The sequence below is a fragment of the Fibrella forsythiae genome (assembly GCF_017353175.1).
GTDB lineage: Bacteria > Bacteroidota > Bacteroidia > Cytophagales > Spirosomataceae > Fibrella > Fibrella forsythiae.
Window position 1 is genome coordinate 358,335 of sequence record NZ_JAFMYW010000003.1, and the last position, 25,708, is coordinate 384,042.

22 protein-coding genes are annotated in these 25,708 nt (G+C 53.6%); 9 read left to right on the plus strand and 13 right to left on the minus strand.

The genetic code is table 11. The features are described from left to right. Nucleotides 1-16 precede the first annotated feature (16 nt). A complete protein-coding gene (locus J2I46_RS12940; RefSeq protein ID WP_207329450.1) occupies nt 17-1,375 on the minus strand; it encodes a PQQ-dependent sugar dehydrogenase in 1,359 nt (452 codons plus the stop codon). A 113-nt stretch (nt 1,376-1,488) separates the two neighbouring features. Between J2I46_RS12940 and J2I46_RS12945 the strand changes: the two genes are divergently transcribed. The 4 genes from J2I46_RS12945 (at nt 1,489) to J2I46_RS12960 (ending at nt 6,003) form a co-directional block, all read left to right on the plus strand. Continuing rightward, nucleotides 1,489-1,692, plus strand: coding sequence for a hypothetical protein (locus J2I46_RS12945; protein ID WP_207329451.1), 204 nt, complete (start codon nt 1,489-1,491; stop codon nt 1,690-1,692). 131 nt (nt 1,693-1,823) lie between these two features. Continuing rightward, nucleotides 1,824-3,518 carry a PA14 domain-containing protein gene (locus tag J2I46_RS12950; RefSeq protein WP_207329452.1) on the plus strand — a complete coding sequence of 565 codons (1,695 nt, stop codon included), beginning with the start codon at nt 1,824-1,826 and terminating at the stop codon, nt 3,516-3,518. 2 nt (nt 3,519-3,520) lie between these two features. Beyond that, nucleotides 3,521-3,859, plus strand: a complete 339-nt coding sequence (locus J2I46_RS12955) for a tRNA-binding protein (RefSeq protein ID WP_207329453.1) — start codon at nt 3,521-3,523, stop codon at nt 3,857-3,859. Nucleotides 3,860-3,942: 83 nt separating this feature from the next. Further along, nucleotides 3,943-6,003, plus strand: coding sequence for a plastocyanin/azurin family copper-binding protein (locus J2I46_RS12960; protein WP_374758090.1), 2,061 nt, complete (start codon nt 3,943-3,945; stop codon nt 6,001-6,003). A gap of 149 nt (nt 6,004-6,152) precedes the next feature. On the opposite strand, the gene J2I46_RS12965 is transcribed toward J2I46_RS12960, so the two are convergent. Continuing rightward, the gene (locus J2I46_RS12965; protein ID WP_207329455.1) at nt 6,153-7,181 is read right to left on the minus strand and encodes a S66 peptidase family protein; all 1,029 of its coding nucleotides are present in this window, start codon (nt 7,179-7,181) and stop codon (nt 6,153-6,155) included. A gap of 144 nt (nt 7,182-7,325) precedes the next feature. On the opposite strand from J2I46_RS12965, the gene J2I46_RS12970 reads away from it, so the two are divergent. Beyond that, nucleotides 7,326-8,135 (plus strand): FecR family protein, encoded by an 810-nt coding sequence (locus J2I46_RS12970; RefSeq protein ID WP_207329456.1) that lies wholly within the window; start codon nt 7,326-7,328, stop codon nt 8,133-8,135. Nucleotides 8,136-8,232: 97 nt separating this feature from the next. Here J2I46_RS12970 and J2I46_RS12975 read toward each other — a convergent pair whose 3' ends face one another. After that, nucleotides 8,233-9,237 carry an NAD(P)H-dependent glycerol-3-phosphate dehydrogenase gene (locus tag J2I46_RS12975; protein ID WP_207329457.1) on the minus strand — a complete coding sequence of 335 codons (1,005 nt, stop codon included), beginning with the start codon at nt 9,235-9,237 and terminating at the stop codon, nt 8,233-8,235. A 65-nt stretch (nt 9,238-9,302) separates the two neighbouring features. Here J2I46_RS12975 and miaA point away from each other — a divergent pair, with 65 nt between their 5' ends. Next, on the plus strand, nt 9,303-10,172 hold the full coding sequence (gene miaA / locus J2I46_RS12980) for a tRNA (adenosine(37)-N6)-dimethylallyltransferase MiaA (protein ID WP_207329458.1): 870 nt from the start codon (nt 9,303-9,305) through the stop codon (nt 10,170-10,172). 104 nt (nt 10,173-10,276) lie between these two features. Here miaA and J2I46_RS12985 read toward each other — a convergent pair whose 3' ends face one another. After that, complete coding sequence (locus J2I46_RS12985) at nt 10,277-10,888, minus strand: thymidine kinase (protein ID WP_207329459.1); 612 nt, start codon at nt 10,886-10,888, stop codon at nt 10,277-10,279. A 189-nt stretch (nt 10,889-11,077) separates the two neighbouring features. On the opposite strand from J2I46_RS12985, the gene J2I46_RS12990 reads away from it, so the two are divergent. Next, nucleotides 11,078-12,313 (plus strand): DUF8457 domain-containing protein, encoded by a 1,236-nt coding sequence (locus J2I46_RS12990; RefSeq protein WP_207329460.1) that lies wholly within the window; start codon nt 11,078-11,080, stop codon nt 12,311-12,313. A 65-nt stretch (nt 12,314-12,378) separates the two neighbouring features. Here the strand turns inward: J2I46_RS12990 and J2I46_RS12995 are convergent, their stop codons facing one another. The 3 genes from J2I46_RS12995 to J2I46_RS13005 all read right to left on the minus strand — a co-directional run bounded on the left by J2I46_RS12995 (nt 12,379) and on the right by J2I46_RS13005 (nt 15,192). Next, entirely contained in the window at nt 12,379-13,284 is a 906-nt protein-coding gene (locus tag J2I46_RS12995; RefSeq protein ID WP_207329461.1) for a TIGR01777 family oxidoreductase, read from the minus strand. Between the two features lie 161 nt (nt 13,285-13,445). Next, complete coding sequence (locus J2I46_RS13000; RefSeq protein ID WP_207329462.1) at nt 13,446-14,003, minus strand: hypothetical protein; 558 nt, start codon at nt 14,001-14,003, stop codon at nt 13,446-13,448. Between the two features lie 49 nt (nt 14,004-14,052). Continuing rightward, nucleotides 14,053-15,192 carry a DNA polymerase III subunit gene (locus J2I46_RS13005; protein ID WP_207329463.1) on the minus strand — a complete coding sequence of 380 codons (1,140 nt, stop codon included), beginning with the start codon at nt 15,190-15,192 and terminating at the stop codon, nt 14,053-14,055. A gap of 138 nt (nt 15,193-15,330) precedes the next feature. On the opposite strand from J2I46_RS13005, the gene J2I46_RS13010 reads away from it, so the two are divergent. Further along, entirely contained in the window at nt 15,331-16,605 is a 1,275-nt protein-coding gene (locus J2I46_RS13010; protein WP_207329464.1) for a glycosyltransferase family 4 protein, read from the plus strand. A 31-nt stretch (nt 16,606-16,636) separates the two neighbouring features. Continuing rightward, the gene (locus J2I46_RS13015) at nt 16,637-17,416 is read left to right on the plus strand and encodes a glycosyltransferase family 2 protein (RefSeq protein ID WP_207329465.1); all 780 of its coding nucleotides are present in this window, start codon (nt 16,637-16,639) and stop codon (nt 17,414-17,416) included. Nucleotides 17,417-17,475: 59 nt separating this feature from the next. Here the strand turns inward: J2I46_RS13015 and lon are convergent, their stop codons facing one another. From lon to J2I46_RS13045, 6 genes are all read right to left on the minus strand, one after another. Next, nucleotides 17,476-19,974, minus strand: a complete 2,499-nt coding sequence (lon, locus tag J2I46_RS13020; RefSeq protein WP_229379735.1) for an endopeptidase La — start codon at nt 19,972-19,974, stop codon at nt 17,476-17,478. Between the two features lie 192 nt (nt 19,975-20,166). Further along, a complete protein-coding gene (locus J2I46_RS13025) occupies nt 20,167-20,757 on the minus strand; it encodes a DUF6702 family protein (RefSeq protein ID WP_229379736.1) in 591 nt (196 codons plus the stop codon). Nucleotides 20,758-20,761: 4 nt separating this feature from the next. Further along, nucleotides 20,762-22,084: an RIP metalloprotease RseP gene (rseP, locus tag J2I46_RS13030; RefSeq protein ID WP_207329467.1), complete on the minus strand. Its 1,323-nt coding sequence runs from the start codon at nt 22,082-22,084 to the stop codon at nt 20,762-20,764. 226 nt (nt 22,085-22,310) lie between these two features. Then, entirely contained in the window at nt 22,311-23,486 is a 1,176-nt protein-coding gene (locus J2I46_RS13035) for a 1-deoxy-D-xylulose-5-phosphate reductoisomerase (protein ID WP_207329468.1), read from the minus strand. Nucleotides 23,487-23,746: 260 nt separating this feature from the next. Continuing rightward, nucleotides 23,747-24,058: a nucleotidyltransferase family protein gene (locus J2I46_RS13040; protein WP_207329469.1), complete on the minus strand. Its 312-nt coding sequence runs from the start codon at nt 24,056-24,058 to the stop codon at nt 23,747-23,749. 33 nt (nt 24,059-24,091) lie between these two features. After that, entirely contained in the window at nt 24,092-25,588 is a 1,497-nt protein-coding gene (locus J2I46_RS13045; protein WP_207329470.1) for a GH3 auxin-responsive promoter family protein, read from the minus strand. Nucleotides 25,589-25,708 lie beyond the last annotated feature (120 nt).

Here is a 25,708-nt window from a genome sequence, read left to right on the forward strand (position 1 = left end):
ACCTGAAATGTGATACCTACTTTTTGGCCATTACGCGCCAAACGGTGCCTTTTACCGAGTCTGTGATATAGAGCGAACCGTCGGGCCCCTGCGCCAGACCTACCGGGCGGTGTTTTGCCGAACCGGGGCTAGCCAGTTCGAGCTTACCGGCATTGGCCTTTTTACCGGGGATTCCCTGCTCAGGAACACCCGCGAAGTTTTCGGCAAATACTTCGTAATCGCCCGATGGGCGGCCGTCTTTCCCGAATGGAATGAAAGCAACAAAATAACCGCCCTGCATCAGCGGTGCCCGGTTCCAGGAGCCGTGGAAGCAAACAAACGCGCCGTTCTTATACCGGGCTGGAAACTGATTTCCCGTATAAAACAGCAAATCATTAGGTGCCCAGTGTGCCGGAAAGGCCATAATTGGTTTCTCTTTGCCTGCGCATTGATCCTGCCTGGTGCCATCGCCGCCATACTCGGGGGCCAGCAGTTTCTTGCCAAGGAAATGGTTGTTATAGCAATAGGGCCAGCCAAAATCGGCACCTTCTTTTACCATCAAAAATTCTTCAGACGGCAATTCGGCACTGACTGAGTCGGTGAAAACACCGCCCCAGTTGTTCAGGTTGTCGCGGCCGTGTTGCAGGGCGTAAAGCGAGTTCGAGGCCGTGTTCCAGTCGAGGGCTACGGCGTTACGGATGCCCGTAGCGTAACGTTTACCATCCGACTGGCGCTGGTTGGTCTTGTTGGCGTCGAACTGCCAGATGCCGCCGTAATTCTCCAGAATGGGGCAGGGCATCTGGCCTTTCGAACCCGGCTGACGGTCTTTTTCCTGGCAGGCATTCGACGGGGCTCCGAAGTTGACAAACAACCGGCCATCGGGCGAAATAGCCAGCGATTTACTGGCGTGCTGACGTTGTAGTGTCAGGCCCACCACGATTGGCTCGGGCAGGGCATCGGCCATTACCTTACCATTTGTGAGCTTGTAGCGATAGACCGACGTATCCGACGAGGCGTAGAGATAGCCGTTGGCAATGGCGGCACCCGTACCCGTATTGGTACTGAACATCACCGTTTCTTCGGCCCGGCCATCGCCGTTTGTATCGCGGAGTTGTACCAGCCCTTTGCCCTCTTTCAGGCGTTCGAGCTTTACGAAGACCGTTCCCGTTGTGGGATCTACGGCCACGTGGCGAGCTTTACCGATATTATCAGCAAACACCAGGGCGCTGAAGCCGGGTGTAAGTTTTAGGCCGCCATTGTCGTCATCGAAGCGGATTCCCTGGATAACGGTGGCTTTTTTAAGTGGTTTACCCGGCCTGGGGGTGCCCGGCGTAGGGGCGGCGCTGGCTCCCAGGCTCAATGCGGCTAAGGGGAGAAGTAGAAGAGCAGTTTTCATTGAAAGGAGACTAGCTTGTTAACGGTTCAATAACCATTTATAGAACGGCGAAGTTAGGCAGCTATAACAAAAACGTCTGCTTTAATCGTATTCACACAAATCAAGGTAACAACATGAGCCCGCAACCAATACCTAACGTACCTGAACAAGACGAACCCGAAAGCAATACGCTGGGTGGTACAACAAGCACCGGCGCTGGCCCAGACGGCGAACAAGATACCGACCAAACACCCGAAACGACCGGCCTGGGCCACAAGGATCTCGATGAAGCCGGTGACGTAGCGCGCCGTATTGATGAGCGAAATCAGGAAAAATAGCTAAGTGTCCTAAAGGGGGAGCTGGAATACAGGAAATCAGAACGCACATTTGCTTTTGCAATCAAACTGGTGATGCCATTCGGTATGTATTCTTTGCCAGTAGAAACAGAAGCCCGCCCTGATTATCACCTATGTGTAAACTGACCCTACTGCTGGGAAGTATCTGTATCGGCCTGTCTGGCCTGGGTACGTTGTCCTACGCGCAGACAACCCTGCCACGCCTTGATCTGGCCACCCTGTCGCCACCCGCTACCTGGCAGCGTGCCGGGGGCCTTCTGGCCAGCCCTGATGGCCCAACGCTTAAAGCAAAGGCCGGTCAGGAATCGCTGTTGATCAGCACGGGCAAAGAAGCGCTGACACTCGCCACGCCAGCCAGCGATTTCTCGCTTCAGTTCGATGTGCTGATGAGCGCCGGTGCCAACGCCTCGCTGGTGTTGCCCAACGGCGAATCGCTCAGCCTGGATCACTCGCTCGATATAACGCCGCTACTGAGAGCGCCCGGCCTCTGGCAAACAATCCGGCTAGACTACCGGGCCGAAAGCAGCCTGATGACCCCCACGATCGAGCGCCTGATCGTGAACGGCGTGGTTGTTCGTGAAGGCTATAAGCTAACCCGGAAGGCGGCTGGTGCAAAGCCGGTACAAGTACAGGCGCAGACCGGTTCGCTGGCCGTTCGGAATGTGGGTTATCGGGCCCTTGAGAACCGGAGCGTGGCAAACTGGGCTGGTCCGGTGAATTATAAACTATACGGCGAAAGCATTGAAACGCGCGAAGAACTGAACAGCAAAACGCCGGTCAAGTCAGACACGGTGAGCAAGATCAGTTATAACGTGTCTTACGGGCGATCGGGCCGGTTTGCTATGCTGTACAACGGCAAGCTGAACGTACCTACGGCAGGCGACTATCAGTTCGATCTGGTGATGGGCGGCATCGCCGGGCTTTGGGTCGATGGAAAGCCCGTCATTCCGGTGGTGTACGACGAACTGGGCGCGGTAAAAACGCACAGCATGCCGCTAACCGCCGGTACGCACGCCGTCGAGGTCATGTATGCCCGTTCGTGGCCACGTCCGGGTCTGGGTCTGTTCATCAGCCAGGCAGGCACACGGCCGCAGGCACTGCACGCTGATGGCTCGTTGCCTGAATTCTCGCCACCGGGTCAGGTTACTGTTCAGCCCGACACTAAACCAACGCTGATCCGATCGTTTATTCAACTGCCGGGCGAACGGAACAAGCGCACGAAATCCCTGTCGGTGGGGAGCGCCAGCGGTGTGCATTATGCCGTTGACCTCGGTCAGATGGCCCTGCTGATGGCCTGGAAAGGCGACTTTGCCGATGTAACGCAGATGTGGTACGAACGCGGCGAACCCCAACTGCTGAAGCCAATGGGAACGGTCATTATGCCATCGCCGAAGCCCGCTTTCGCCATGCTACCCAGCGCCAACGCCGCCTGGCCCGACAGCCTGAACGAAGATGTGCTGACCTACGGCGGACTGGTATTGGCCAAAGACGGATCGCCCACGCTGGAGTATATAATGAACGGGCTGACCATTCGTGAAAGTCTGCGCCCGGCCGCCAATCGCCTCGACCACGTATTTGCCGTAACCGGCAACGTACCTGCACAACCGGTCTACTGCCGGTTAGCTGCCGGAAAAACCATCGACGAAGTGGCGAAAGGGCTTTACGCCATCGATGACCGCAGCTATTATATCCGGGTCGATCCGAAAGCGGGTCTGACAGTGCGGCAGCAGGGAGGGCAGCAGGAACTGGTAATGCCCGTTTCGCTTAAAGATGGGGCGGGTACGGTACAATACGCAATTGAGTTTTGACGATGGACCACATTTCCTGGAACGATTTCATGAAGGTCGATATGCGGGTGGGGACGATCATAGCGGCGGAGCCTTTTCCGCAGGCACGTAAACCCGCCTACAAACTCACCATCGACTTTGGCGCTGATATCGGCACCAAACGCACGTCGGCACAGATCACCACCCTCTATCAGCCCGACACGCTTATTGGTCAACAGGTGATTGCCGTGGTCAACTTTCCGCCGAAACAGATTGGGCCATTCATGAGCGAATGCCTCGTGATGGGCAGCGTTGCCGCCAACGGTACCGTCACGCTCCTGACCACCACGCAACCCACCGAAAACGGACTACGCATCGGATAAACCCTCCGAACTTATACGGTCTGAAAAGTGACCGTGCAGGTTTAAAACATCGCCAAAACGTGAAAACTTCCCTACTACAGCTAGTGACCGTAGTCACTCTTTCACTTATTCACTCAGTCGCTCTTTCGCAAAAGCCCCCCGGCGAAGAAGATTATTATCGCATTGTCACCCTGCCAATTCCAGACGGGGTGCAGCTTGAAGTGGGTGGCATGACCTCGCTGCCCGACGGGCGGCTGGCGGTTAGCACGCGGCGAGGGGATGTCTGGTTGATTGGTAACCCCTACATGCAGGGTAGTCGCCAGCCGACGTTCAAACGCTTTGCCACCGGCCTGCACGAACCCCTAGGCTTGCTATACCGAACCGTTGGGCCCCACAAGGGTGAACTTTTTGCTACCCAACGTGGCGAAGTAACCCGCCTGATCGATACCGATGGCGACGAAGTGGCCGACGAATACCGTGCGTTCTATAAATGGCCCCTCTCGGGCAATTACCACCAGTATAGCTACGGCCCGATTCCCCTGCCCGATGGCGACATGGTTATCACCCTCAATCTCGACTGGGTTGGCAAAGGAGCCAGCCAGTCGAAATGGCGTGGGTGGATGCTGAAACTGAATGATAAAGGCGAAATGACACCCTGGGCAACGGGCCTACGCTCGCCAGCGGGTTTTACGGCCCTGCGCGACGGCAGCATTTTCTACGCCGAAAACCAGGGCGACTGGGTTGGCTCGGGCCGGGTAACGCATCTGGAAAAAGGTGATTTCGCCGGTAACCCCGCCGGGCTTCGCTGGTCGGGTGAACCGGGTTCGCCGCTGAGTTTGAAACCGGAAGACGTACCCAGCACCGGAAAACCGATGTTTGAGGTCGCCAAAACCGTTCAGCATCTGAAGGTGCCCGCCGTCTGGTTCCCGCATACGCTGATGGGCATTTCAACGTCGGATATCAAGGAAGACACAACGAATGGCGCATTCGGCCCATTCTCGGGACAGTTGTTCGTGGGCGATCAGGGACACAGTAAAGTGATGCGGATGACCCTCGAAAAGGTGAACGGTAAATGGCAGGGTGCCTGCTTCCCATTCCGCGAAGGCTTACAGTCGGGTATTTTGCGAATGCTCTGGGGGCAGGACGGCTCTATGTTCGTGGGTATGACCAGCCGGGGTTGGGCCGCCACGGGTAAATCGCCCTTCGGTGTGCAGCGTCTTGTCTGGACTGGTAAAATGCCGTTCGAGATGAAGACGATCCGCTCGAAACCCGATGGCTTCGAGATCGAATTTACCATGCCTGTCGACCGGAAAACAGGTGAAGATCCGGCCAGTTATAGCCTCAACAGCTTCACCTATAAATACCACAGCACCTACGGAAGCCCCATTGAAGATGCCCGTACCGTGCCGATTCGGGGTGTTGTCTTGAGCCAGGATGGCCGCACCGCCCGGATCGTAGCCGACACGACCCTGCGTGAAGGCTATATTCATGAAGTGAAAGCTGAGGGCGTAAAATCAGCCTCAGGTACGTTGTCGCTGCTTCACAACACCGGCTACTACACGCTCAACGCCATTGCCCCCGGTGAACTGGCGAACGTACCTGCGCGTACAGTGGCGTCGGCCAGCCCGAATGCTATGCACGATCACGGCGCCATGATGGCATCCACTTCGGAGAAGGCAGGCGTGGGCGCAAAAGCAACGGGTAAAGGCAAGGCTATTGCGCCTACAAAAAAGGTGGTAGCATCAGTCAGTGCCAAGCGTGTCGTCGATATGCCCGCTACCTGGACCAACGGACCGGACCAGACGATCAGCATCAGCACGAAGCCGGGTCTGAAATTCGATACCGAAAAGGTCGACGTGAAAGCCGGAAGCCGCATCAAGTTCGTCTTCAACAACAACGACGATATGCTGCACAACTGCGTGATCGTGAAGCCCGGAACCGCCAATGCCGTGGGTAATCAGGCTCTGAAATTGAACCTGAACGGAGCCAAGCTAAACTACGTACCTGCCTCCGCCGACGTGCTGTTCCACACGAACATCCTGCAACCCGAATCGGCCGAGAGCATCTACTTCACCGCCCCCACCGAACCGGGCGACTATCAGTTCGTCTGCACCTTCCCCGGCCACTCCTCGCTGATGCAGGGCACTTTACGGGTTGTGAAGTAATCCGTTAATCAAGCTTGTATCTGCGTACTGCTTCGCGCTATACGACTACAAACTTGATTGGTAGAAGAGAGATGTAAGGATTAACAGAAGAGCGGCGTTTAGGACTATTCCTAAAATGCCGTTCTTTTTTTGTAGACTGTAAAACTAAGTCAGCTCACGGCTGATTCGAGCAGCTGAATGGTGCCTTTGGTGGCGTCGATTTCGGCGTTAAGGCCTACGGGGACGGTGAATTTGTCGGTGATATGGCCGATCATAGAGCCCGCGAAGGCAGGTACGTTCAGCGGTTCCAGGTACGTTGCCAGAATATCTTCCAATGTCAGCGAGCCGTAGCTGTTCTCCGATTCGCACTTGGTGCACTTGCCGAACACGACCCCGGCTACCTGATCCAGAATACCGGCCAGTTTAAGCTGCGCCATCATGCGGTCTACGCGGTAGGGTTCTTCCTGCACATCTTCCAGAAAGAGAATTGACCCTTTCCAGTCGGGGAGGTAGGGCGTGCCGATGAGGTGGCTCAGCACCGTCAGGTTGCCGCCGATGAGCCGTCCCCGCGCCGTACCGGGGCGAATGGTGCTGATGCGATCACGGGTTGGTGCCAGCGTTGCCCCTTCGTCGGCGGGGTTGCGGAACAGTACAGGCTCTGCGTCTATGAGTACCCGCTTTAGCCAGTCGGTCGTGAAGCGGTTCCAGGTAACAGACCCCACGGGGCCGTGCATGGTAACGAGTCCGGTTCTGGCGTTGATGGCCAGGAGCAACGCCGTAATGTCGCTGTAGCCCAGCAGGATTTTGGGCGTGCGACGCATCTGATCATAGTTGAGCAAGGGCAAAATTCGGGCGCAGCCCCAGCCTCCGTGCATGGCCATGACGGCGTTGACGGATGGGTCGGCAAAAAAATTATTGAGATCGGCAGCCCGGTCTGCATCACGGCCCGCCAAATAACCGTATCGGTCATAAAAATGGGCCGACAGCTTTGTTTTGAAACCCAATGCCTGAAGTGATTCAATGGTTACCTGAACCGTTTCTTTGCTGTAAGCTGGCGCGGCCGGGCAGAAGAGGCCAATCGTATCGCCGGGTTTGAGGCGGGGTGGCTTAACTGGCGTGACAATTGATGGATTTACAGCAAGACGGGGTACAAAAGGTGCCAGTAGGGCCGATTTAAGCCAGGTACGGCGTGGAATCATGCGGTCGATTTTCGCACCAAAAGCGCTAAATCTGCTAATTATACCCGAAACAAACCATCATAAATACCCGTTTTGATTCTCTCAGTAGAAAGGGATTTTAGCCAGCTTTGGCACCCTATAGTGCACTTCGCGACAGAGTAATACATGAAGCCTTACGCCCAGTATACAGCCAGAGAGCTGGCTACCGACGACCTTTTTATCCGCTGGGTGAAGCACCCGGAGGATGATGAGGTGGCGGCGTACTGGCAAGGGCTGGAGGAGATGCAGCCGCAGCTGCGAAACCGGTTTAGAGATGCCCGTCAGCTGGTTCAGGACGTGGGGAAGTCGCTGACTATCCATACACTTCGTAACGATGAAATCGTTACCGTCTGGGAGCGCATCCGGGGCTCATTGCAGGATCTTGAAGATGTGCGGCCACTTCGGCCCGAGGTACGTTCGTTTATTGGGTGGTGGTACTTTGCCCGTTCCGTTGCCGCTACGGTAGGTATTGTGTTGCTCGTGGGGTGGACGTTGTACAAACAGTATACCCAGGAAACATCCAGACTGATTACTACTACTACGCAGTCGCGCCGGGTCGCACTGCCTGACGGTTCGGTAGTGACGCTGTTGCCCCACAGCCGACTGCGGTATACGCCCCGTGGTTTTGCCCGCGAAAGCGCAGCTGAAGGAGGGGCCACCGTTGAACTGACCCGCGCTGTCTGGCTGGATGGCGCCGCTGATTTTGTCGTGGCCAGCCCAACAGGCAGGGGGGTGTCTAACGCTTTTCGGGTGCACACCGATAATCTGACCGCAGAAGCCACCGGAACTCGTTTTCACGTTAGCCATGAGCAGGGCGAAACCCGCGTGCTGCTACATGATGGCAAGCTGGATTTACTGGTTGGCCATCGTCAGGTACGTCACCTTTCGCCCGGCGAGTCGGTACTGGTTGCCGGCGGTGATGTGCACGCCGAATAGGGTGGGGTGCGGGTACGTTGTCACTCGACAGCTAAGGCTTGCAGAACAGGTGTTCTCATCCAAACGATAAATTTGTACCATCGGGGTGTGGCACCTCCTATACTAATTTCCCTTTTAATTGCGCCATTTCGGCCGTTGGCGTAGCGCCTTCGTACAGAATTCGGTAAACGGCATCGACGATGGGCATACGTACCTGATACGTCGAGTTGATCGCGTAAATACTCCGAACGGCATAATAGCCCTCGGCAATCATGTTCATTTCCGTCTGGGCCGACTGAATGGTGTAGCCACGGCCAATGAGCGTACCAAACGTGCGGTTCCGGCTGAAGGGTGAATACGCCGTTACTAACAAATCGCCGAGGTAAGCCGACCGGCTCAGATCACGTTCCATAGGATACACCGCATCAACAAACCGGCGAATTTCCTGCATGGCATTCGAGACGAGTACGGCCTGGAAATTATCACCGTAGCCCAGTCCGTGAGTGATACCGCAGGCCAGCGCGATGATATTTTTCATGACCGCACTGTATTCCACGCCGTATAGGTCGTTGAGTGGAGAAGCCTGAACAAAGCGGCACGTTAACAAATCAGATACCTGCCGGGCACAGTCATCACCGGTTGAGGCAATGGTTAGATACGACTGTTTCTCCAGCGCGACCTCTTCGGCGTGGCAGGGGCCGGCAATACAACTCAGGTGATTTTTAGGTACGTTATAGGTCGATTCCATCCAATCGGTAACCAACTGGTTCGAGGTCGGAATCATGCCTTTAATGGCGGAAATGACGTGTTTCCCGGCGAAATGAGTTGGTGTAAGCCCCGTGAGTGCTTCCGAAATAAAGGCGGCAGGCACGGCCAGAATCACAAAGTCGGCATCACGGATGGCCTCGCGGATTTTGGTACAGACCTTTACCTTGCGGGGGTTAATCTGCACATCGCTGAGGTAGCTTCGGTTGTGGTGGAATTTCTGAATATGTTCGGCATCAGCTTTACTACGCAGCCACCAGCGGATGGTGCTGTTTCCTTCCGACAGAATTTTAATCAGGGCCGTGGCCCAACTGCCGCCGCCAATCATGGCTATTTTTACGGGTGTTGATGACTTCATAGAACAAATAAACCCGTTTTCGACACGAATGGCCAAATTTCCAGCTAAACAGACCCGTTCTTACCATGCTCGTTATACTCGGACCTACCGCCAGCGGTAAAACGCAACTGGCCGTGCAACTGGCTCAACAGCTTATTCATGGCGGGCAAGCTGCGGAAATAATCAGCGCTGATTCGCGGCAGGTGTATCGGGGAATGGACATCGGGACGGGTAAAGATTTAGCCGAATACACCATTGACGGCCAATTCATTCCTTACCACCTGATCGATATCGTCGAGGCGGGCGACGATTATAACGTCTTTCGGTATCAGCAGGATTTCGACCGGGTTATGGAGGAGGTGCGTAGTCGACATGCCGTGCCAATTCTATGCGGCGGTTCCGGAATGTACATTGAAGCCGCCCTTCGGCCCGATGCCATGCTGGCTATTCCGCCGAACGAGCCGCTTCGTACCGAACTGGAAGCGCTCAACGATGAACAGCTTCACGCCCGTTTCGAACAAACCCCGTCTGGCCATTCAGCCAGGGCCGATACGTCTACGCGCAAGCGGCTGATCCGGGCCATTGAGATTGGCACGTACCTGAACGAGAATCCCGGGCTTTTGCCCACGCAGCGCCCACCGCTGCCTGCCTATCGGGTGATTGGCCTCGACCCACCGGTAAATGTGCGCCGCGAACGGATCAGCCAACGACTTCGCAATCGCCTGCAATACGGGTTGGTTGAGGAAGTAGAACACCTGCTGAATCAGGGAATCCCGGCTGAGAAGCTGATATACTATGGCCTTGAATATAAGTATGTTACGCAGTATGTGCTCGGCCAGCTAACGTACCTGGAGATGGTGGCTCAACTGGAAACGGCCATCCACCAGTTTGCCAAACGCCAGATGACCTACTTCCGCAAAATGGAACGCGACGGGCTGGCGATTGACTGGCAATAGGATTTCGGATGTGGGATTTCGGATTGGGGATTTAGCTCTGCTGGATGATTGCACCCATCGGCAGAGTTAAATCCCCAATCCGAAATCCCACATCCGAAATCCTACTATTCTTGTACCCATTCGCGGTGGGGAGCATCCGGGCCTAGGTGAAAACACCTACGGCAGCGGGCTTCGTAACTGTCTGTTTCTCCGAGCAATACCCGTTCCTGCGACGGAACAAGGCGGTATGAATAATGAGCAATATCACCGCATACTACACAAATGGCATGAACTTTGGTAACAAACTCAGCAACAGCCATTAACTGCGGCATGCAGCCAAAGGGTTTCCCCGAAAAATCCATGTCCAGCCCGGCTACAATGACCCGTTTACCATCATTTGCCAACTGATTGCAGACATCAATAATGGCTGAATCAAAGAACTGAGCTTCGTCGATACCCACCACATCGCATGGGTGAGCCATAGACAGGATGTCTGACGAGGCTGAAACAGGTATCGATGGGATCACCGACGCATTGTGCGAAACAATGTCCTGCGCGTGATATCGGGTATCGAGGCTGGGTTTGAAGATGCCGACGTTGAGTTTGGCAATGCGGGCGCGGTTAAGGCGCCGGATGAGCTCTTCCGTTTTACCAGAGAACATGGAGCCGCAGATCAATTCTATCCAGCCTACGCGCAAATGGGGCGGTTCGCGCCGGCGGATGGGTTCAATAAACATACTAGTAACGACGTTGGGATGCTATCAGCACAGTTGGGCGAAGCCCATTTTGAAGGGTTTATACGGGCCGTAATCCGAAATCGAGAAGTCGAAAAGGACCTGTCACACAATTTTCTGGGCCTTCAGATTGAGGTTTCTCAAAAGCGGTTGCTTGATTTCAATATATTTACAAAGCAAAGGCTTTTAACAATGTCGAACAAGTTCAATACAAACGCTCTCAACGAATACAGCAAGTCGTATGCCCGGCGCGTCACGGCTGATTTTTACCACGCTAATCCAACAATAAATGGCAAGCAGATTCTAAATCTTACGCCCGTTAATCAGATTAATTTATTCGTTGTCAGTAGCTTATTCGATAAATGGAAAGGAGAGACTGAGAAGTTTCGCAGTCCCTTTTTTGATTTTAGCAGCCCCGAAGTAGAAGAAGCCCTGCGTTCATTCATGAACGTAGTATCGCAGCATATCGCCGTTCGTCGTGAACATCTCGAACCCCTGCTGGCCGATGCCACTAAACGCACGTTGATCGCCTTGTTCGACCCCCGCTATTATTATGACGATCAGCTGCGAAATCAGCCCGATTTTACGCTTACGGCCGAAAATCTGCGTCATCTGATCCGGTATACTCAGATCAATAAATTCGTCCCGGTGGCGCTCGAACAACGGTTGAACGGTCGTCCGTTCATCTATGTAAACCAGGCACTTGGTTATCTGGATGAGATTCTGACGCAGCGCGTTCAGGAGCTGGAACGACCCGAAAAGTACGTTGAGATGTTTTCAGAAAAGGTGGTCATGGACCTGTCGACGTTGCTGCGCGGACAGGCACTGGAGAATTACAACTCACCTTCTGCCCGCTCCTTCTTCGATCTGGATGAAGATTCGCCTGCGCCTAAACCGGTACCAGTACCTCCGTTTGTGGCCAGTGCACAACCGGCCCAACCAACGCCGCCCCCTGTTGAGCACCTTCCGACAAGTGTACCAGAGAACGTTGACGAAGAACCTGCTGAAACGAGAACAATGGCCTTGAATGGTAGAAACGGGTATTTCTCCGGTCTTCAGGAAGCGCCCACTGCCCCAAGCAGTCAGCCAAGCGTATTAGCTACGGAAGCCGAAACGCCGGTTATATCGCTGAACACGGCGCAGGCATCACCGGCAGATACCGTGGCAACGCTGGGCGATTCGCTTCAAAAAGCAACCAGCGGCAGTTTAGCCAAAGGAATTTCGCTCAATCAGAAATTCCGGTTCATTAATCAGCTATTCAATGGGAGCGCCGATGCTTATAACGAGGCCATCGCCGAGCTGGATCAGATGACCAACTACGGCCAGGCGCTTGATTTGATTTCGTATCGTTACGCCAACCAGTTTATGTGGAACATGGACAGCGACGAAGTAACTGAACTGGTCGAAATCCTGAAGCGACGGTTTTAAACGAGTCAACCACAGAGCTGGTCAGCCGCGCGACTGACCAGCTCTGTGGTTGACTCGTTTTCTGTTTATAACAGATCATCCAGCGCTTTTCGGATATCCGGAAATGTATACTGGAAGCTGGTCTCATCGGCCACGCGGCGGTTAAGTACATAACTGCCCCCCAATACAGTCACAGCCAGTTCGCCAAACATCAGCTTGATCACAAAAGCCGGAATGTTGGGCATGATCTGGGGCTTATCGAGCACCTTCGCGATCAGGTGGGTTAGGTCTGCGTTGGTAATTGGCTTCGGAGCCACACCGTTATACACGCCGTTCCATTCCCCGTTTTTCATCGCTTCGATAAACAGGCGGCAAAGGTCGTCGATGTGAATCCAGGAGATGTATTGTTGCCCGGATGCAATTGGCGCGCCTACGCCCAGTTTAATGGGCTGAACAAGCTTAGGGAGTGCGCCGCCATCCATCGTAAGTACAACGCCCGTCCGGATTCTGACGGTACGGATACCCAGAGCCGCCACCGCTTCGACAGACCGTTCCCAGGTACGTGTCACCTGCGCGAGAAAGTCACTCCCGGCCGGGCTGTTCTCACGCAGTGGCCGGTCGCCGGTGTCGCCGCCATAATAGCCAATGGCCGACGAGGCAACGAAACTCTTCACATGGTGCTGGGTGTCTTTCAGCGCACTAGCCAGCAACGCCGTTGATTTGGTGCGGCTGTCGAGGATCTCGCGCTTGCGGGCGTCGGTCCAGCGGCTATCGGCAACACCTGCTCCTGCCAGGTGGATAATGTGGTCGGCTGTTTGTATGGCCCGGATATCAAGCTGTGCTTTGTCGATATCCCAGAGGTAGCTTTTAACGCCGTTTTTTTCGTGTGCCGATCGGCTCAGGTACGTTACGGTGTAACCTTGTTGCTGGAGTAATTGAGTGAGTCGGCGGCCAATAGTGCCTGTGCCGCCTGTGATCAGTACAGTTTCCATAGGTGGTTAGCGATAGTAGATAGTTCTGTTCGGCTTTCTCAAAAGCCGGTAGAACGAAGGGTTTATAAGCTATTAACCCGCTAACTTGGAAATTGTGCTAAATAAGCTACTAACTAGTTGGTTACCAGGGTGAGAAAACTGACGGCCTATTTTTTAGAAGGTTAGTGGTACCAGTCCGTTGGTGTATCCAGTTGCCTTGCGTAGTGAGCGGCCGCGCTATCATAAACGTACCTGAGCAGCCTGTTCATGTCATCTTCAAACTCCATGTAATAATCGGGATCAAGTTTGTTCAGCTTTTTCAGAATAGCGTCGGTGCGTTTGGCTACGTAGATCGCGCATTTTTCGGTCCGGCTGCTGAGGCGCTGCAGCAGATTCGCGTGATTGTCGAAGAAACTGTTGAGCATGTGTATCGTCAGGTCAACTTCGCCGTAAGTATCCTTTGTCACTTTTACATGCCGGGTTATGTAACCGCTGACGGTGCGCATATCCATCATCATCCAGGCGGGCGAATCCTGGCTAAGAACGGCTGTTCGGTCGGTCAGGTCACGGATCAGTTTCCGTCGGTAATCGAGCGTGGTCTTATTCTCAACCAGTTCATATTCCAGTTTTTCGGTCAGGATCGGGTCTTTCGCAACGAGCCGCAGAAGTAGCTTATCTTTCTCTTTATCAGGCAGGTACGTTATTGCCCGTTTCAGATCTGGGCTTAAGGCAGCGGGCATACATGAGAAGTTTACTGTTTACAGTTTTCTGTTTGTCGTAGGAACGGACCTATCGTTTGATCAATCTGGCGAAGGTAAGCGACAGATCGAGCATGATCATCTTGGCGCGGGCGTTTCGCTCGAGATGATACGCGGCTTCGTTCAGGTCGCCCACCATTCGTTCGATCAGATCGGGTTTCAACACCTTTCCGAAATTACGGACAAAATTAAGTTCGTCGTCGGGTAGTCGCAGGAGTTGTTCGGCACCCTGTTGCCAGAGAAAGAGGTCGCGGCAAAGGCGAAGACTATAATCGAACAGATTCTTCTGGCGCTCTTTCGGGATCTTGTCGAACTCGTCGGCCTGTTTTACCAGCCAGGTGAGGTCTTGCCGGTAGCAGGCGCGCATCCAGTCGGCAAACCAGGTGTGCTGGTTGCTGCCTGCCAGATCGTCGCCTTTCGACTGCCCAAGCAGCAGGGCCTGCGCCATGTTGCCATCGCTGAGGTAGGCAACCCGGCGGGCTTTGGTTTCATCGAAATTAAGCGTTTGACGCAGGTACGTTGCCACTTCCGTATCGGTAAAGTTGCGCACCGGTACGCGCTGTGTACGCGACAGGATTGTGATCAGGAGCTTATCGGGCTGGTCGGTCACGAGCAGAAATAACGTACGCTCGGGTGGTTCTTCCAGTACCTTCAACAGGGCGTTAGCTGCCGTGGCGTTCATTTGTTCGGGCAACCAGATCAGCATCAGCTTGTAGGCACCTTCATACGCTTTCAGCGATAACCGTTGCAGGATATTCCGGGCTTCTTCTGCCGAGATATTGGCCTGCTTGTTGTCGCCGCCGGTAGCGTCCAGCCAGTCGGTTATTGTTCGGTATGGGTTGCTGGTCAGGAATTTACGCCATTCCGGTAGCAGCGACTCACTGGTATTCCTGCCTTTGATGTTTACTACCGGATACACCATGTGCAGATCGGGATGCACCAGCTTCGCCATCTTGAAACAGGAAGCGCACTGCCCGCAGCCGTCTGGCAGGCTGGGGTTAGTGAGGCGAGTTTCGCAGTTTACGTAGGTAGCCAACGCAAGTGCAAGCGCCATGTTGGCACTGCCGGTGCGCCCATCGAACAGGAGCGCGTGGGCGAGGTGGTTGGTTTGAACGGCCCGCACCAGTGTTTCCTTGGTGTCGTCGTGGCCAATAATATCAGAAAACAGCATTGTGCTGCGAAGATAGGTTGTTTCGGCTTTGCCCCCCGCCGGAATGCCAGTCTCCCTTCGGGTGGTTCGGTATTCCGGCGGGGGGGCAAAGCCGAAACAACCTATCTTTGTCGTTCACTGTACAAATCTTCGTTTCCGTTGCGCGTTGTTCATCTTAATACGTACCAGACCACCGGAGGGGCTGCTGTTGCTGCTGGTCGGCTCAACCGGGCATTGAATCAGATTGGTGTCGAGAGTACGTTGCTTGTGCAGGAATCGACCCGGGCCGAGGCTGATGTGGAGGCGTTGGCAACCAGCTTTCTGGCAAAAAAAATGGCCTTCGCCCGTTTTGGCGGTGAGCGGCTCGCTTTTTTGCCTTATGAAAAAGACAAATCGGTACGCTTCCAGTTTTCGCCTGCCGTTACGGGCGTTGACCTGACTTATAATTCGCTGATTCGACAGGCCGATATTCTGCACCTGCATTGGGTCAATTTCGGCTTTTTTTCCATCGAAGGACTCGCCAGCCTGATGCGTCTGGAAAAACCCGTAGTCTGGACGATGCACGACATGTGGCCATTTACGGGCGGCTGTCATCATAGCGGCACCTGCGAAAACTACCAGCGCGAATGTGGCAACTGCGTACCCTTCCTGCGTAATCCCGGCCCGGCAGATCTATCGCATCAGGTTTGGGAACGCAAGCAGAAAGCGTACTCGGCGGCCCATCTGGTACCCGTCGGTTGCAGCGAATGGCTGGCCAACCGTGCCCGAAAAAGTGGGCTGTTTCGCCCATTTTCGGTGCTGAATATCCCGAATCCGATCGATACCGACCTGTTCAGGCCGACTGATAAAGTGGAAGCGCGGCAGGCGCTGGGCTTGCCGACAAACCGGCGATTGATCCTGTTCGCGGCGGCGAAAGTCAGTATGCTTGGTAAGGGCTTCACGTATTTTCAGCAGGCATTGCACCAGCTTCATCGCCAACTGGAAAACCCAAAAGAGGTAGAACTCCTGATTTTTGGCGCTGGCGATAAAGGTCTGTTGCATGAATTGCCGTTTCAGTACCATTTTCTCGGCCCATTAAGCGATATGGCCAGGATCAGTCAGGCGTATAACGCCGCTGACATGTTCGTGATCCCGTCACTGGCCGAGAACCTCCCCAACACCATTATGGAGGCAATGGCCTGCGGTACGCCCGCTGTTGGTTTCGAGGTGGGCGGTATACCCGAGATGATCCAGCACCGCGAGTCGGGTTATCTGGCGCAGTATAAATCGGCCGAAGACCTGAGCGCGGGAATGAACTGGCTCCTGAGCCTTTCGCCAAACAACTATGCCGCTATTGCCCACGCCGCCCGGCAGCACGTACTCGAACAGTATGACGAATCGGTTGTGGCGGGGCAGTATGCGGGTTTATATGAATCGCTACTGGGCGAAAGGTGACGATAGCTCCGGAGTGGTATAATATGTTCCTATGATCTCAATCATCACTGTCACCTACAACGCCGAGCGTTTTCTAGAGCGAACGATCAGGAGTATCGTGGCGCAGCAGCAAGCTGTATTGGGCGTTGATTACGAATATCTGGTGATTGATGGAGCATCGACAGACGGTACGCTGGCTTTGGTGCGGACGTACGAAACCCACATCTCTCATTGGCAGTCAGAGCCGGATAAGGGACTGTATGACGCCATGAACAAAGGGCTCCACATGGCCCGTGGCGCGTATGTCTGGTTCATGAATGCAGGCGATGAACTTCACGACGAGCAGGTGCTGGCAAAACTACTGGCCCAGGTACGTTCACAGCCGCCCGATAACCCGGTTGATGTGTATTATAGTGATGCTCTGTTTGTGAACGAAGACGGCACACCGGTTGGGCTGCGAAGCCAGATAACGCCACACACCCTGCCGATGGGCGGCGGCTCTGATACGTTGCGCTGGCAGGACATGGCCTTGGGAATGAAAGTAAGTCATCAGGCGTTCGTGGCCCGTCGCGAGGTAGCCCCTGACTATCCGATGAATAACCTGAGTGCTGACCTTGACTGGGAAATACGTTGCCTGAAAGCGGCGAAACGCGTTGAATTTGTGCCGTTTGTCTTATGCAGATACCTCGTTGGGGGCTTGTCGAAACAACAGCATCGCCGCTCATTGACCGACCGGTTCAAGGTATTAACCTGGCATTTTGGTCTGTTGCCAACCCTCTGGAATCACGCCCGGATTGTCTGGCGAGCCGTTGGGCACAAAAAAAACCTGTAAGGCCCTTTCCAGACCTTACAGGTTTAACAAGTTCGAGGCAACTGCGAACGTACCTGAAATCAATTCAAAACGCCAACTTTCTCGGCAACGGTCTCTACAGACGTTACCAGATCGGCTACTTTTTCGTCGGGTAGAATAAATTTCAACGGCTTGCTCACCTGCTGCGGCAACAGCGCAATATCGAGCACCTGACCAACCGTATCAACGTAGTGGAATGTCAGATCCTTTACGTAAGCCGGGTTGATCTCTTCCACGTCTTTACGGTTTTTTACGCACATGATAATCTCTTTTACGCCCGCCCGATTGGCCGCCAGAATCTTTTCTTTGATTCCACCCACTGGCAGTACCTTACCCCGTAAGGTCACCTCGCCAGTCATGGCCAGGTAAGGCAGGAGTTTACGCTGCGTGAAGATCGACGCCATCGACGTGACCATCGTGATACCCGCCGATGGACCATCTTTCGGTACGGCGCCTGCAGGTACGTGTACGTGCAGGTCGTAGTTGCTGAAGATCCGGTAGTCGATGCCGATCTCGTCGGCGTGGGCTTTCAGGTAGGAAAGCGCCGTCATCGCCGATTCTTTCATTACGTCGCCCAGTTGACCCGACAGGGTCAACGCTCCTTTGCCACGGCTCAGGCTGCTTTCGATCAGCAGAATCTCGCCGCCCACCTGGGTCCAGGCAAGGCCGGTTACAATGCCGGCAATGTCGTCGTCAGAATATAGGTCTTTATCGAAGATTTCGGCACCGAGTAGCTTGGGTACGTCGGCTGGCTTCACTGTCTGGTTGTACGATTCCTCCATCGCAATTGACTTGGTGGCCTTTCGAACCATCGCGCCGATTTTCTGCTCCAGGTTTCGCACGCCCGACTCTCGGGTGTAGCCTTCAATGATGCGCAGGATCGCCTTATCGTCGAACGCCAGGTCTTTCGTTTTCAGACCGTGCTCGCGGCGCTGTTTCGGAATCAGGTATTTCTTGGCAATCTGTACTTTCTCCTCAACGGTGTAGCCCGTAATATCAATAATCTCCATCCGGTCGCGCAGGGCGGGGTGAATGGTATCAAGCGAGTTTGCCGTGGCAATGAACAGACACTTCGACAGGTCAAACTCAACATCAAGGTAATTATCGACGAACGTTGAATTCTGCTCAGGATCAAGTACTTCGAGCAGCGCTGATGATGGGTCGCCCCGGAAATCGCTGCTTACCTTATCAATTTCGTCCAGAATGAACACCGGGTTCGAGGTGCCGCATTTGCGGATGTTCTGAATGATCTTGCCCGGCATGGCACCGATATACGTTTTGCGGTGACCCCGGATTTCGGCTTCATCGTGAACGCCGCCGAGTGCCATCCGGCTGTATTTGCGGCCCAACGCTTTGGCGATTGACCGGCCAAGTGAGGTTTTACCTACGCCGGGAGGGCCATACAGGCAGAGGATCGGGGCTTTCATGCCTTCGGTAGCGCGTTCGCTTTTCAGCTTCAGCACGGCCAGGTATTCCAGCACGCGTTCCTTTACTTTTTCCAGTCCGAAATGGTCGCCGTCTAGGATTTTCTGCGCCCGTTTCAGGTCGAAATTATCTTTCGAGAAGTCATTCCAGGGCAGGTCAACCATCAGTTCGATGTAATTCATCGTGATGGGGTATTCCGGAGCCATGGGGTTGCTGCGCTGCAGTTTGCTCATTTCCTTGTCGAAATGATCTTTCACTGCTTTAGGCCAGTGTTTTTTGCTGGCTTTCATGCGCAGTTGCTCCAGTTCGCGGTCAGGATTATCCATGCCCAACTCGTCCTGAAGCACTTTCATCTGCTGGCGCAGGTAGTAGTCGCGCTGCTGCTGGTCGAGGTCGAGTGTGGCTTTGCTTTGAATCTCGCGTTTCAGCTCCAGCAACTGCACCTCCTTCAACATGTATTCGAGCAGCAGTTGCGCTTGCTGAACGCCTTCCAGTTTTTCCAGAAGCATCTGTTTATCAGCTACATCAGCGTTGATGTTCGACGACAGGAAGTGCAACAGGAACATGGGGCTCTCGATGTTATCGAGCGCAATGCGGGCTTCCTGCGGAATCTCCGGATTCAGGCGCAGAATCTTATAGGCAGCCTCTTTCAGAGTTTGCAGCAGGGCTTTCCCTTCTTTCTTGGTCGCGTTGGGAAATGAATCGTCGATCTGCCGCACGGTAGCCGTCATGAACGGGTCTTCCTGGGTTATCTTATTGATCTCGAAGCGTTTCTTACCCTGAATGATGATCGTGATATTACCATCGGGCAGCGTAATCATCTTGATGATATAGGCAACCGTGCCAATGTTATACAGATCGTCGGGCGTGGGTTCATCTTTTTGCTGGCTGTTCTGAGCCACCACGCCAATGATCCGGCTTCCCTTATAAGCTTTCTTGACGAGACGTACTGATTTCTGTCGTCCAACCGTAACGGGAACGACCATGCCTGGAAACAACACGGTGTTGCGAACGGGCAGAATGGGCAAGTGTTCGGGCACTTCATACTCCACATCGTCATCGTCTGGCGAGCCGAGCGGAATCATTTCAATACTATCTAAGTCGTTATCTGCCATAAATAGACCGGCAGTTAAATCAGTTGGGAAAGTCATAGGCGTTCCTGCCAAAGTGGCAGTAAGTAACGTATTGAGTGGTGTAGTACAGGGTCGAGGAAGTAGAAAGGTAAATCGGGCAAGGAATGTGCCAATCAAATTTCCCTTCGAATTTGGCCGAATATCAATCAGATTTGATGAAGTTAGCCGATTTCTTTAAAGCGATACTGCCTGCACCGGTTGATTGTTTCGGAACACCACCGTTTTCTTCTGCTGATTATATTGAATGTTTACTAAGTTAACCTGATCGCTAAATAAATTCATTAATATATCCTGCTTTATTACGATGTTCTTGAACGGGTCGGCACCTGACGCGGGCATTTCTATATATACCCAATGGGCATCAGATTCCTGTTCATACCCGACATACGTGTACGATCTCTGTTTACGTTGCGCGTCTGCTACAACGAAGTGCTTACGTACATAACGCTCAAGTACCTGATCGGGCTTGGTTGGCCCACCGAAGTGAATAGGTTTGCCGCCATTTTCCTGCGTTAATGCCGTTTCAAGGTCATCAGTGAACATGCGAATGCTGACCTCAACAGTCTGCGACTTGGCATCGAACTCCATCTGAGTCAGACTGGTATGAAAATCGTGGACATGAAACGAAACGAGGAGGAAGGGGAGGATGGTGAAAAGGAGGAAAGGGGGTATGGAGGAAAGGAGGAACGGGTGCTTTATCCTGAAGCATACATATGGCGAAGCGCCCTTTTCTCCTTTCTGCCTTTTCTCCTTTCCTCCTTCCATTGCCCTACTTGAAAAAGATGTCATTCAAAAAGGCAAAGGCCATCAGTCCTAACAGAATTACCATGCCTACACGTTGGGCACCTTCCACGAATTTATCAGACGGCTTACGGCCCGATACCATCTCGTAAAGCAGCATCGTGGCATGCCCACCATCCAGGGCCGGAATAGGCAGTGCGTTCATAAAAGCAAGCGCCATTGACAGCAGACCCGCCAGCGACCAGAAACGCGTCCAGTCCCATACGCCACCAAACATTTTGGCAATACCAACCGGGCCGCTGATGGCTTTCGACGGAGACACTTCACCCTTGAAGATTTTGGCGAAACCCCGAATGTTGTCGTAGATAACGCCAAATGCCCGTTCGGTACCTTTAGAAACGGCTTCTCCGAAGGTGTAGTCAACGTGTGTTTCTTTGAGCAACGAGTTCGGGAAAAAACCAATAGTTCCCTCATTCGACACAACCGGGCGGATCGTTAACGCCTGATTTCCGCGTTGCAGGCCAAGTGTGATTGCTTTGCCTTTATTAGCCTTAACGGCTTCCTGTACCTCATGAAAGTAGGCCGTTGGTTTACCGTTGACGCTGGTAATCCGGTCACCGGCTTTCAATCCTGCTTTCTCTGCTTCTGACCCCAACTGTACCTCACCAATATCGAAGGGAAAGATGGGGGCGATAAACTGCCCGGCGGTTTCTTTGCTTGAAAACTTTTCGGCCAGGTTATTTGGTACATCAATCCGGATGCGTTCGAGGCTACCACTGGCGTTTGCCCGTTCAACGGTGTAATAACTATTGTTGCCCAGCAACACATCCGGGCTGGTAACGTCGGCGAGGTTATCAAATGATTTACCGTTGATTTCAACAATACGGTCGCCGGTTTTCAGGCCAATCTGCTTCCCGTATTCCAGGGCTACAATGCCGTACTTAGCATCCTGCGTGGCGATATAAGTGCTACCCAGGCTATACATCAGCGCTACAAAAATGGCTATACCGGTGATCACGTTGACGATGATACCCCCCAGCATCACAACCAGTCGCTGCCAGGCTGGTTTAGCCCTGAACTCGTACGGCTGTGGAGGCAGGTGCAACTGCGCCGTATCCAGCGACTCATCGATCATGCCCGAAATCTTCACGAAGCCTCCCAGCGGAATAGCGCCAAGGCCATACTCTGTTTCGCCTTTCCGAAAACTGAACACCTTTGGCGGGAAGCCGATAAAATATTGTTCCACGCGCATGCCAAACATACGGGCAGCTACCAAGTGCCCCAGCTCGTGAAGACCTACTAATATTGACAGGGCCAGCAACAGCTGACCAACCATGATTACTGTTTCCATCTATTACTTTAAGAATACCGGATGGTGGTGTATGTCGCCCAACGTTGATCTGTAGGGGCGACCCATCGTGGTCGCCCGCTTTCGGGCCGACAGGACCGCCCTTAACGCGTTATTGGCAGTTCGCTTCTGCACGTTATTAGCGGTCCTGTCGGCCCAAAAACGGGCGACCACGATGGGTCGCCCCTACTACAGATCAACGTTGGTCAACGTAGCCAACTTCTCATTTTTAAACAAAAGTACCAATCTTTTCGGTCGCAATCCGGCGGGTTTCTTTATCAGTGGCTACGTAGTCGTCGTACGAAGGATTTGCCACGAATGAAGCGTGTTGCATGGCCGCCTCGATAACGTCGGAAATTCCCAGAAAAGTAACCCGGTCGTTCAGGAAAGCGTCAACGGCTATCTCGTTGGCTGCGTTGATGATACAGGGCATGTTACCGCCTTTATCGAGCGCATCGAATGCCAGTTGCAGGTTCCGGAACGTACCCAGGTCGGGCTGCTCGAACGTCAGCGACGGATAATTGGTAAAATTAAAACGCGGGAAATCAGATTTTAGCCGATTTGGGTAGCCGAGCGCAAACTGAATGGGTAGTTTCATATCGGGCAGGCCCATCTGCGCCTTGATGCTGCCGTCTTCAAACTGAACCAGTGAATGCACGATACTTTGCGGATGCACAACTACATCGATCTGGTCGGGCCGTAGATTGAATAGCCACTTGGCTTCGATTACCTCCAGCCCTTTGTTCATCAGCGTGGCCGAGTCGATGGTGATCTTGGCGCCCATTGTCCAGTTGGGGTGTTTCAGTGCCTGGGCTCTGGTCACCGTTTCCAGGTACGTTCGGTCGCGCCCCCGGAACGGCCCACCCGATGCCGTCAGGATGATCTTCTCGATAGGGTTATGAAACTCACCAACCAGGCATTGGAAAATGGCCGAATGCTCCGAATCGACGGGGTAGATATTGACGCCCCGTTCGGCCGCCATACGCGTGATGAGTTCGCCCGCTACCACCAGCGTTTCTTTATTCGCCAGGGCAATGGGTTTACCGGCTTCAATGGCTTTGATCGTTGGCAACAGACCGGCATAGCCAACCATAGCCGTCAACACCATATCGACGGTATCCATCTGTACTACCGACGCGATAGACGTCAGGCCAGCGTAGACTTTGATATCGAGCGGGTCGAGGGCCGAGAAAACGGCGTCGTAGCGCGATTCATCGCAGATCACCACCACGTTGGGACGTACCTGGCGGGCCTGTTCAATCAACAGATCGGCATTATGGTTTGCCGTGAGCACTTCCACCTCAAACTGGTCGGGGTGAGCCAATATTACCTCGATGGCCTGGGTACCAATGGAGCCCGTAGAGCCCAGAATGGCAATGCGGCGTTTAGGATTCGGATTCGTCATTTAGTCGGTCACGCAAATATTGAATATGACTGTAATGAGGAGAGTCGACGGCTAATCTGAGTGCAGCCGGTTCAAAATCAGCCTCATCTAGCATGAGTAGGAGAATGGATTTAAGCGGCAGAAGTTCGCTCCCTATTGCGTTGTAATGAGGTTGATCGTTTGCTCAAACAAATTCGTCCGCTTTAAAAAAGCTCTGTGTATAGATCGTTATCTTTTCAATACATTCCAGAATCGTACAGATGTAGGTCAGATTCTTACTACTAAACATAGAGTACATCTTTTTGCATGGTGTACTTTACGAAGGGGTTCATCACCTTTTCGTTAACCAAATCGAGCTTGCGACCTAATTTACGCCGTAGTAGACGATACAGTTTTTCGCGTTCGGCTAGCGAGAGGTAGCGATTCTCTTCAACGGCAAACACCAGATCGATATCACTTGCCGGTGATTGCTCATTACGAGCGAAACTGCCATATAATCCAATCTGACAAACCGCAAACTCAGCTTGGAGGCGCTGTTTGAGTTCGCTCAGGATTGTCAGAATGAAAGTCGAGTCGATTAGCTGCGTAGTCATAGGTGTAGCGGTTGCCCTACTTACTTAACAAAGCTAACGCATTACCTGCAAAAGGCCGTCGGCGAGGGTGCGGTCGTTGCTGAGGCGGGGGACTTTGTTTTGGCCGCCCAGCTTGCCCTGGCTTTTCATGTACTGCTGAAACGCGCCGCGAGGAAGGGAAGTTAGTTTCAGCGGTTGTAGAATAGCCCCGCTGATCAAGTCGTCGTAGTACACATTCAGTTTGGCCAGCTGTGTGTCGAGGTCCTGCACAAAACGGGCCGTATCTCGTGGAGGCTGGCCGAATTCGACAAGCCACTCGTGGTAGGGTAGCCCTTCTACCGGACTGACCATCGGCGCTACCGTAAACTCAACGACCTCCGTTTCGGGCTGCTGTTGCATGGCATATTGTAAGGTTTTCTCCACTTCTTCGCCAATGACGTGCTCACCAAAGGCAGAAATGAAGTGTTTTATGCGCCCCGTTACCACAATTCGGTGTGGGTTCTGACTAACGAATTTTACGGTATCGCCCAACGAATAGCCCCATAAACCCGCGTTATTATTGATGATGACGGCATAGTTTTTACCCAGTTCTACCTCGTCAATACTCAGGCGGGGTGGGTTTTCGGCGAAATACTGGTCGGCGGGGACGAACTCGAAATAGATGCCGCTGTCGGCTAGCAGCAGTAGCCCTTCGGCGTTTTGTGAATCCTGGTACGCAATGAAACCCTCCGAAGCTGGGTACGTTTCGATGCTGTCGATACGTTTTCCAATGCTCTCGAAGAGCCGATCGCGGTAAGGCGCGAAGTTGACACCGCCGTAGACAAAGACCGAAAAGTTGGGGAACACGTCTTTGATGGCCTTGCCCGTACGCGCCTGAATTCGGTCGAAATACATCTGTACCCAGGGTGGAATGCCCGAAATCAACGACATGTCTTCCGTCAGTGTCTCATCAATGATGCGGTCGAGTTTGGTCTCCCAATCGTCGATGGTGTTGGTTTCGTAGCTCGGCATCTGGTTCGAGCGCAGGTAGGCCGGAATATGGTGATTCACAATGCCCGACAACCTGCCGGTGTGGATACCCGCTTTTTCGTCTAATTCGGGACTGCCCGACAAAAAGATCAGTTTCTTGTCCAGGAAAGCAGAGTTGCCGGTTTCGTCGACGTAGCAGAGCAATGCGTCGCGGGCCGAATTAATGTGGTTGGGCAGTGATTCCTTCGTCAGTGGGATGTATTTCGTTCCCGAGGTAGTGCCTGATGTTTTGGCGAAATAAGCCGGTTTTCCGGGCCACAGAATATCGGGTTCGCCGTGGGTAACACGCTCGATGTAGGACTTCAGGGCTTCATAGTCGCGAATAGGTACGGCCTGCCGAAAATCCGCCTGGGTACGTATGTCGGCGAAATGGTGGTCGCGGCCGAACTGCGTCCGGGCGGCACGATCGATAAGCTGCCGAAACCAGCGTTGCTGCGCTTCACCGGGCTGTTCGCGCCACGATTGCTGCCGTTGCCGAACCCATCGGGCCAGCGGTTTACTGAAAGTTGAGCGAATTCCCATACAGTGGCAAAGGTACGGTTTTCGGGATTAACGGGTTTTCCGGCAGGGTTGGCGCGAGCGTATACTCGTGCCTATGGGGCTGTATGCCCAATTGGTCTGCTTGTTATGAGCTAGCGCAAT

What these genes read in the sequence shown, in the direction of transcription:
- J2I46_RS12995 (WP_207329461.1), bottom strand. Translation starts at nt 13,284, where the DNA reads ATGGAAACTGTACTGATCACAGGCGGCACAGGCACTATTGGCCGCCGA.
- J2I46_RS12990 (WP_207329460.1), top strand. Translation starts at nt 11,078, where the DNA reads ATGTCGAACAAGTTCAATACAAACGCTCTCAACGAATACAGCAAGTCG.
- J2I46_RS13045 (WP_207329470.1), bottom strand. Translation starts at nt 25,588, where the DNA reads ATGGGAATTCGCTCAACTTTCAGTAAACCGCTGGCCCGATGGGTTCGG.
- J2I46_RS13040 (WP_207329469.1), bottom strand. Translation starts at nt 24,058, where the DNA reads ATGACTACGCAGCTAATCGACTCGACTTTCATTCTGACAATCCTGAGC.
- J2I46_RS12970 (WP_207329456.1), top strand. Translation starts at nt 7,326, where the DNA reads ATGAAGCCTTACGCCCAGTATACAGCCAGAGAGCTGGCTACCGACGAC.
- J2I46_RS12965 (WP_207329455.1), bottom strand. Translation starts at nt 7,181, where the DNA reads ATGATTCCACGCCGTACCTGGCTTAAATCGGCCCTACTGGCACCTTTT.
- miaA (WP_207329458.1), top strand. Translation starts at nt 9,303, where the DNA reads ATGCTCGTTATACTCGGACCTACCGCCAGCGGTAAAACGCAACTGGCC.
- J2I46_RS12975 (WP_207329457.1), bottom strand. Translation starts at nt 9,237, where the DNA reads ATGAAGTCATCAACACCCGTAAAAATAGCCATGATTGGCGGCGGCAGT.
- J2I46_RS13025 (WP_229379736.1), bottom strand. Translation starts at nt 20,757, where the DNA reads ATGGAAGGAGGAAAGGAGAAAAGGCAGAAAGGAGAAAAGGGCGCTTCG.
- J2I46_RS13005 (WP_207329463.1), bottom strand. Translation starts at nt 15,192, where the DNA reads ATGCTGTTTTCTGATATTATTGGCCACGACGACACCAAGGAAACACTG.
- J2I46_RS12945 (WP_207329451.1), top strand. Translation starts at nt 1,489, where the DNA reads ATGAGCCCGCAACCAATACCTAACGTACCTGAACAAGACGAACCCGAA.
- J2I46_RS12940 (WP_207329450.1), bottom strand. Translation starts at nt 1,375, where the DNA reads ATGAAAACTGCTCTTCTACTTCTCCCCTTAGCCGCATTGAGCCTGGGA.
- J2I46_RS13015 (WP_207329465.1), top strand. Translation starts at nt 16,637, where the DNA reads ATGATCTCAATCATCACTGTCACCTACAACGCCGAGCGTTTTCTAGAG.
- J2I46_RS12955 (WP_207329453.1), top strand. Translation starts at nt 3,521, where the DNA reads ATGGACCACATTTCCTGGAACGATTTCATGAAGGTCGATATGCGGGTG.
- J2I46_RS12950 (WP_207329452.1), top strand. Translation starts at nt 1,824, where the DNA reads ATGTGTAAACTGACCCTACTGCTGGGAAGTATCTGTATCGGCCTGTCT.
- J2I46_RS13035 (WP_207329468.1), bottom strand. Translation starts at nt 23,486, where the DNA reads ATGACGAATCCGAATCCTAAACGCCGCATTGCCATTCTGGGCTCTACG.
- J2I46_RS13000 (WP_207329462.1), bottom strand. Translation starts at nt 14,003, where the DNA reads ATGCCCGCTGCCTTAAGCCCAGATCTGAAACGGGCAATAACGTACCTG.
- rseP (WP_207329467.1), bottom strand. Translation starts at nt 22,084, where the DNA reads ATGGAAACAGTAATCATGGTTGGTCAGCTGTTGCTGGCCCTGTCAATA.
- lon (WP_229379735.1), bottom strand. Translation starts at nt 19,974, where the DNA reads ATGGCAGATAACGACTTAGATAGTATTGAAATGATTCCGCTCGGCTCG.
- J2I46_RS12985 (WP_207329459.1), bottom strand. Translation starts at nt 10,888, where the DNA reads ATGTTTATTGAACCCATCCGCCGGCGCGAACCGCCCCATTTGCGCGTA.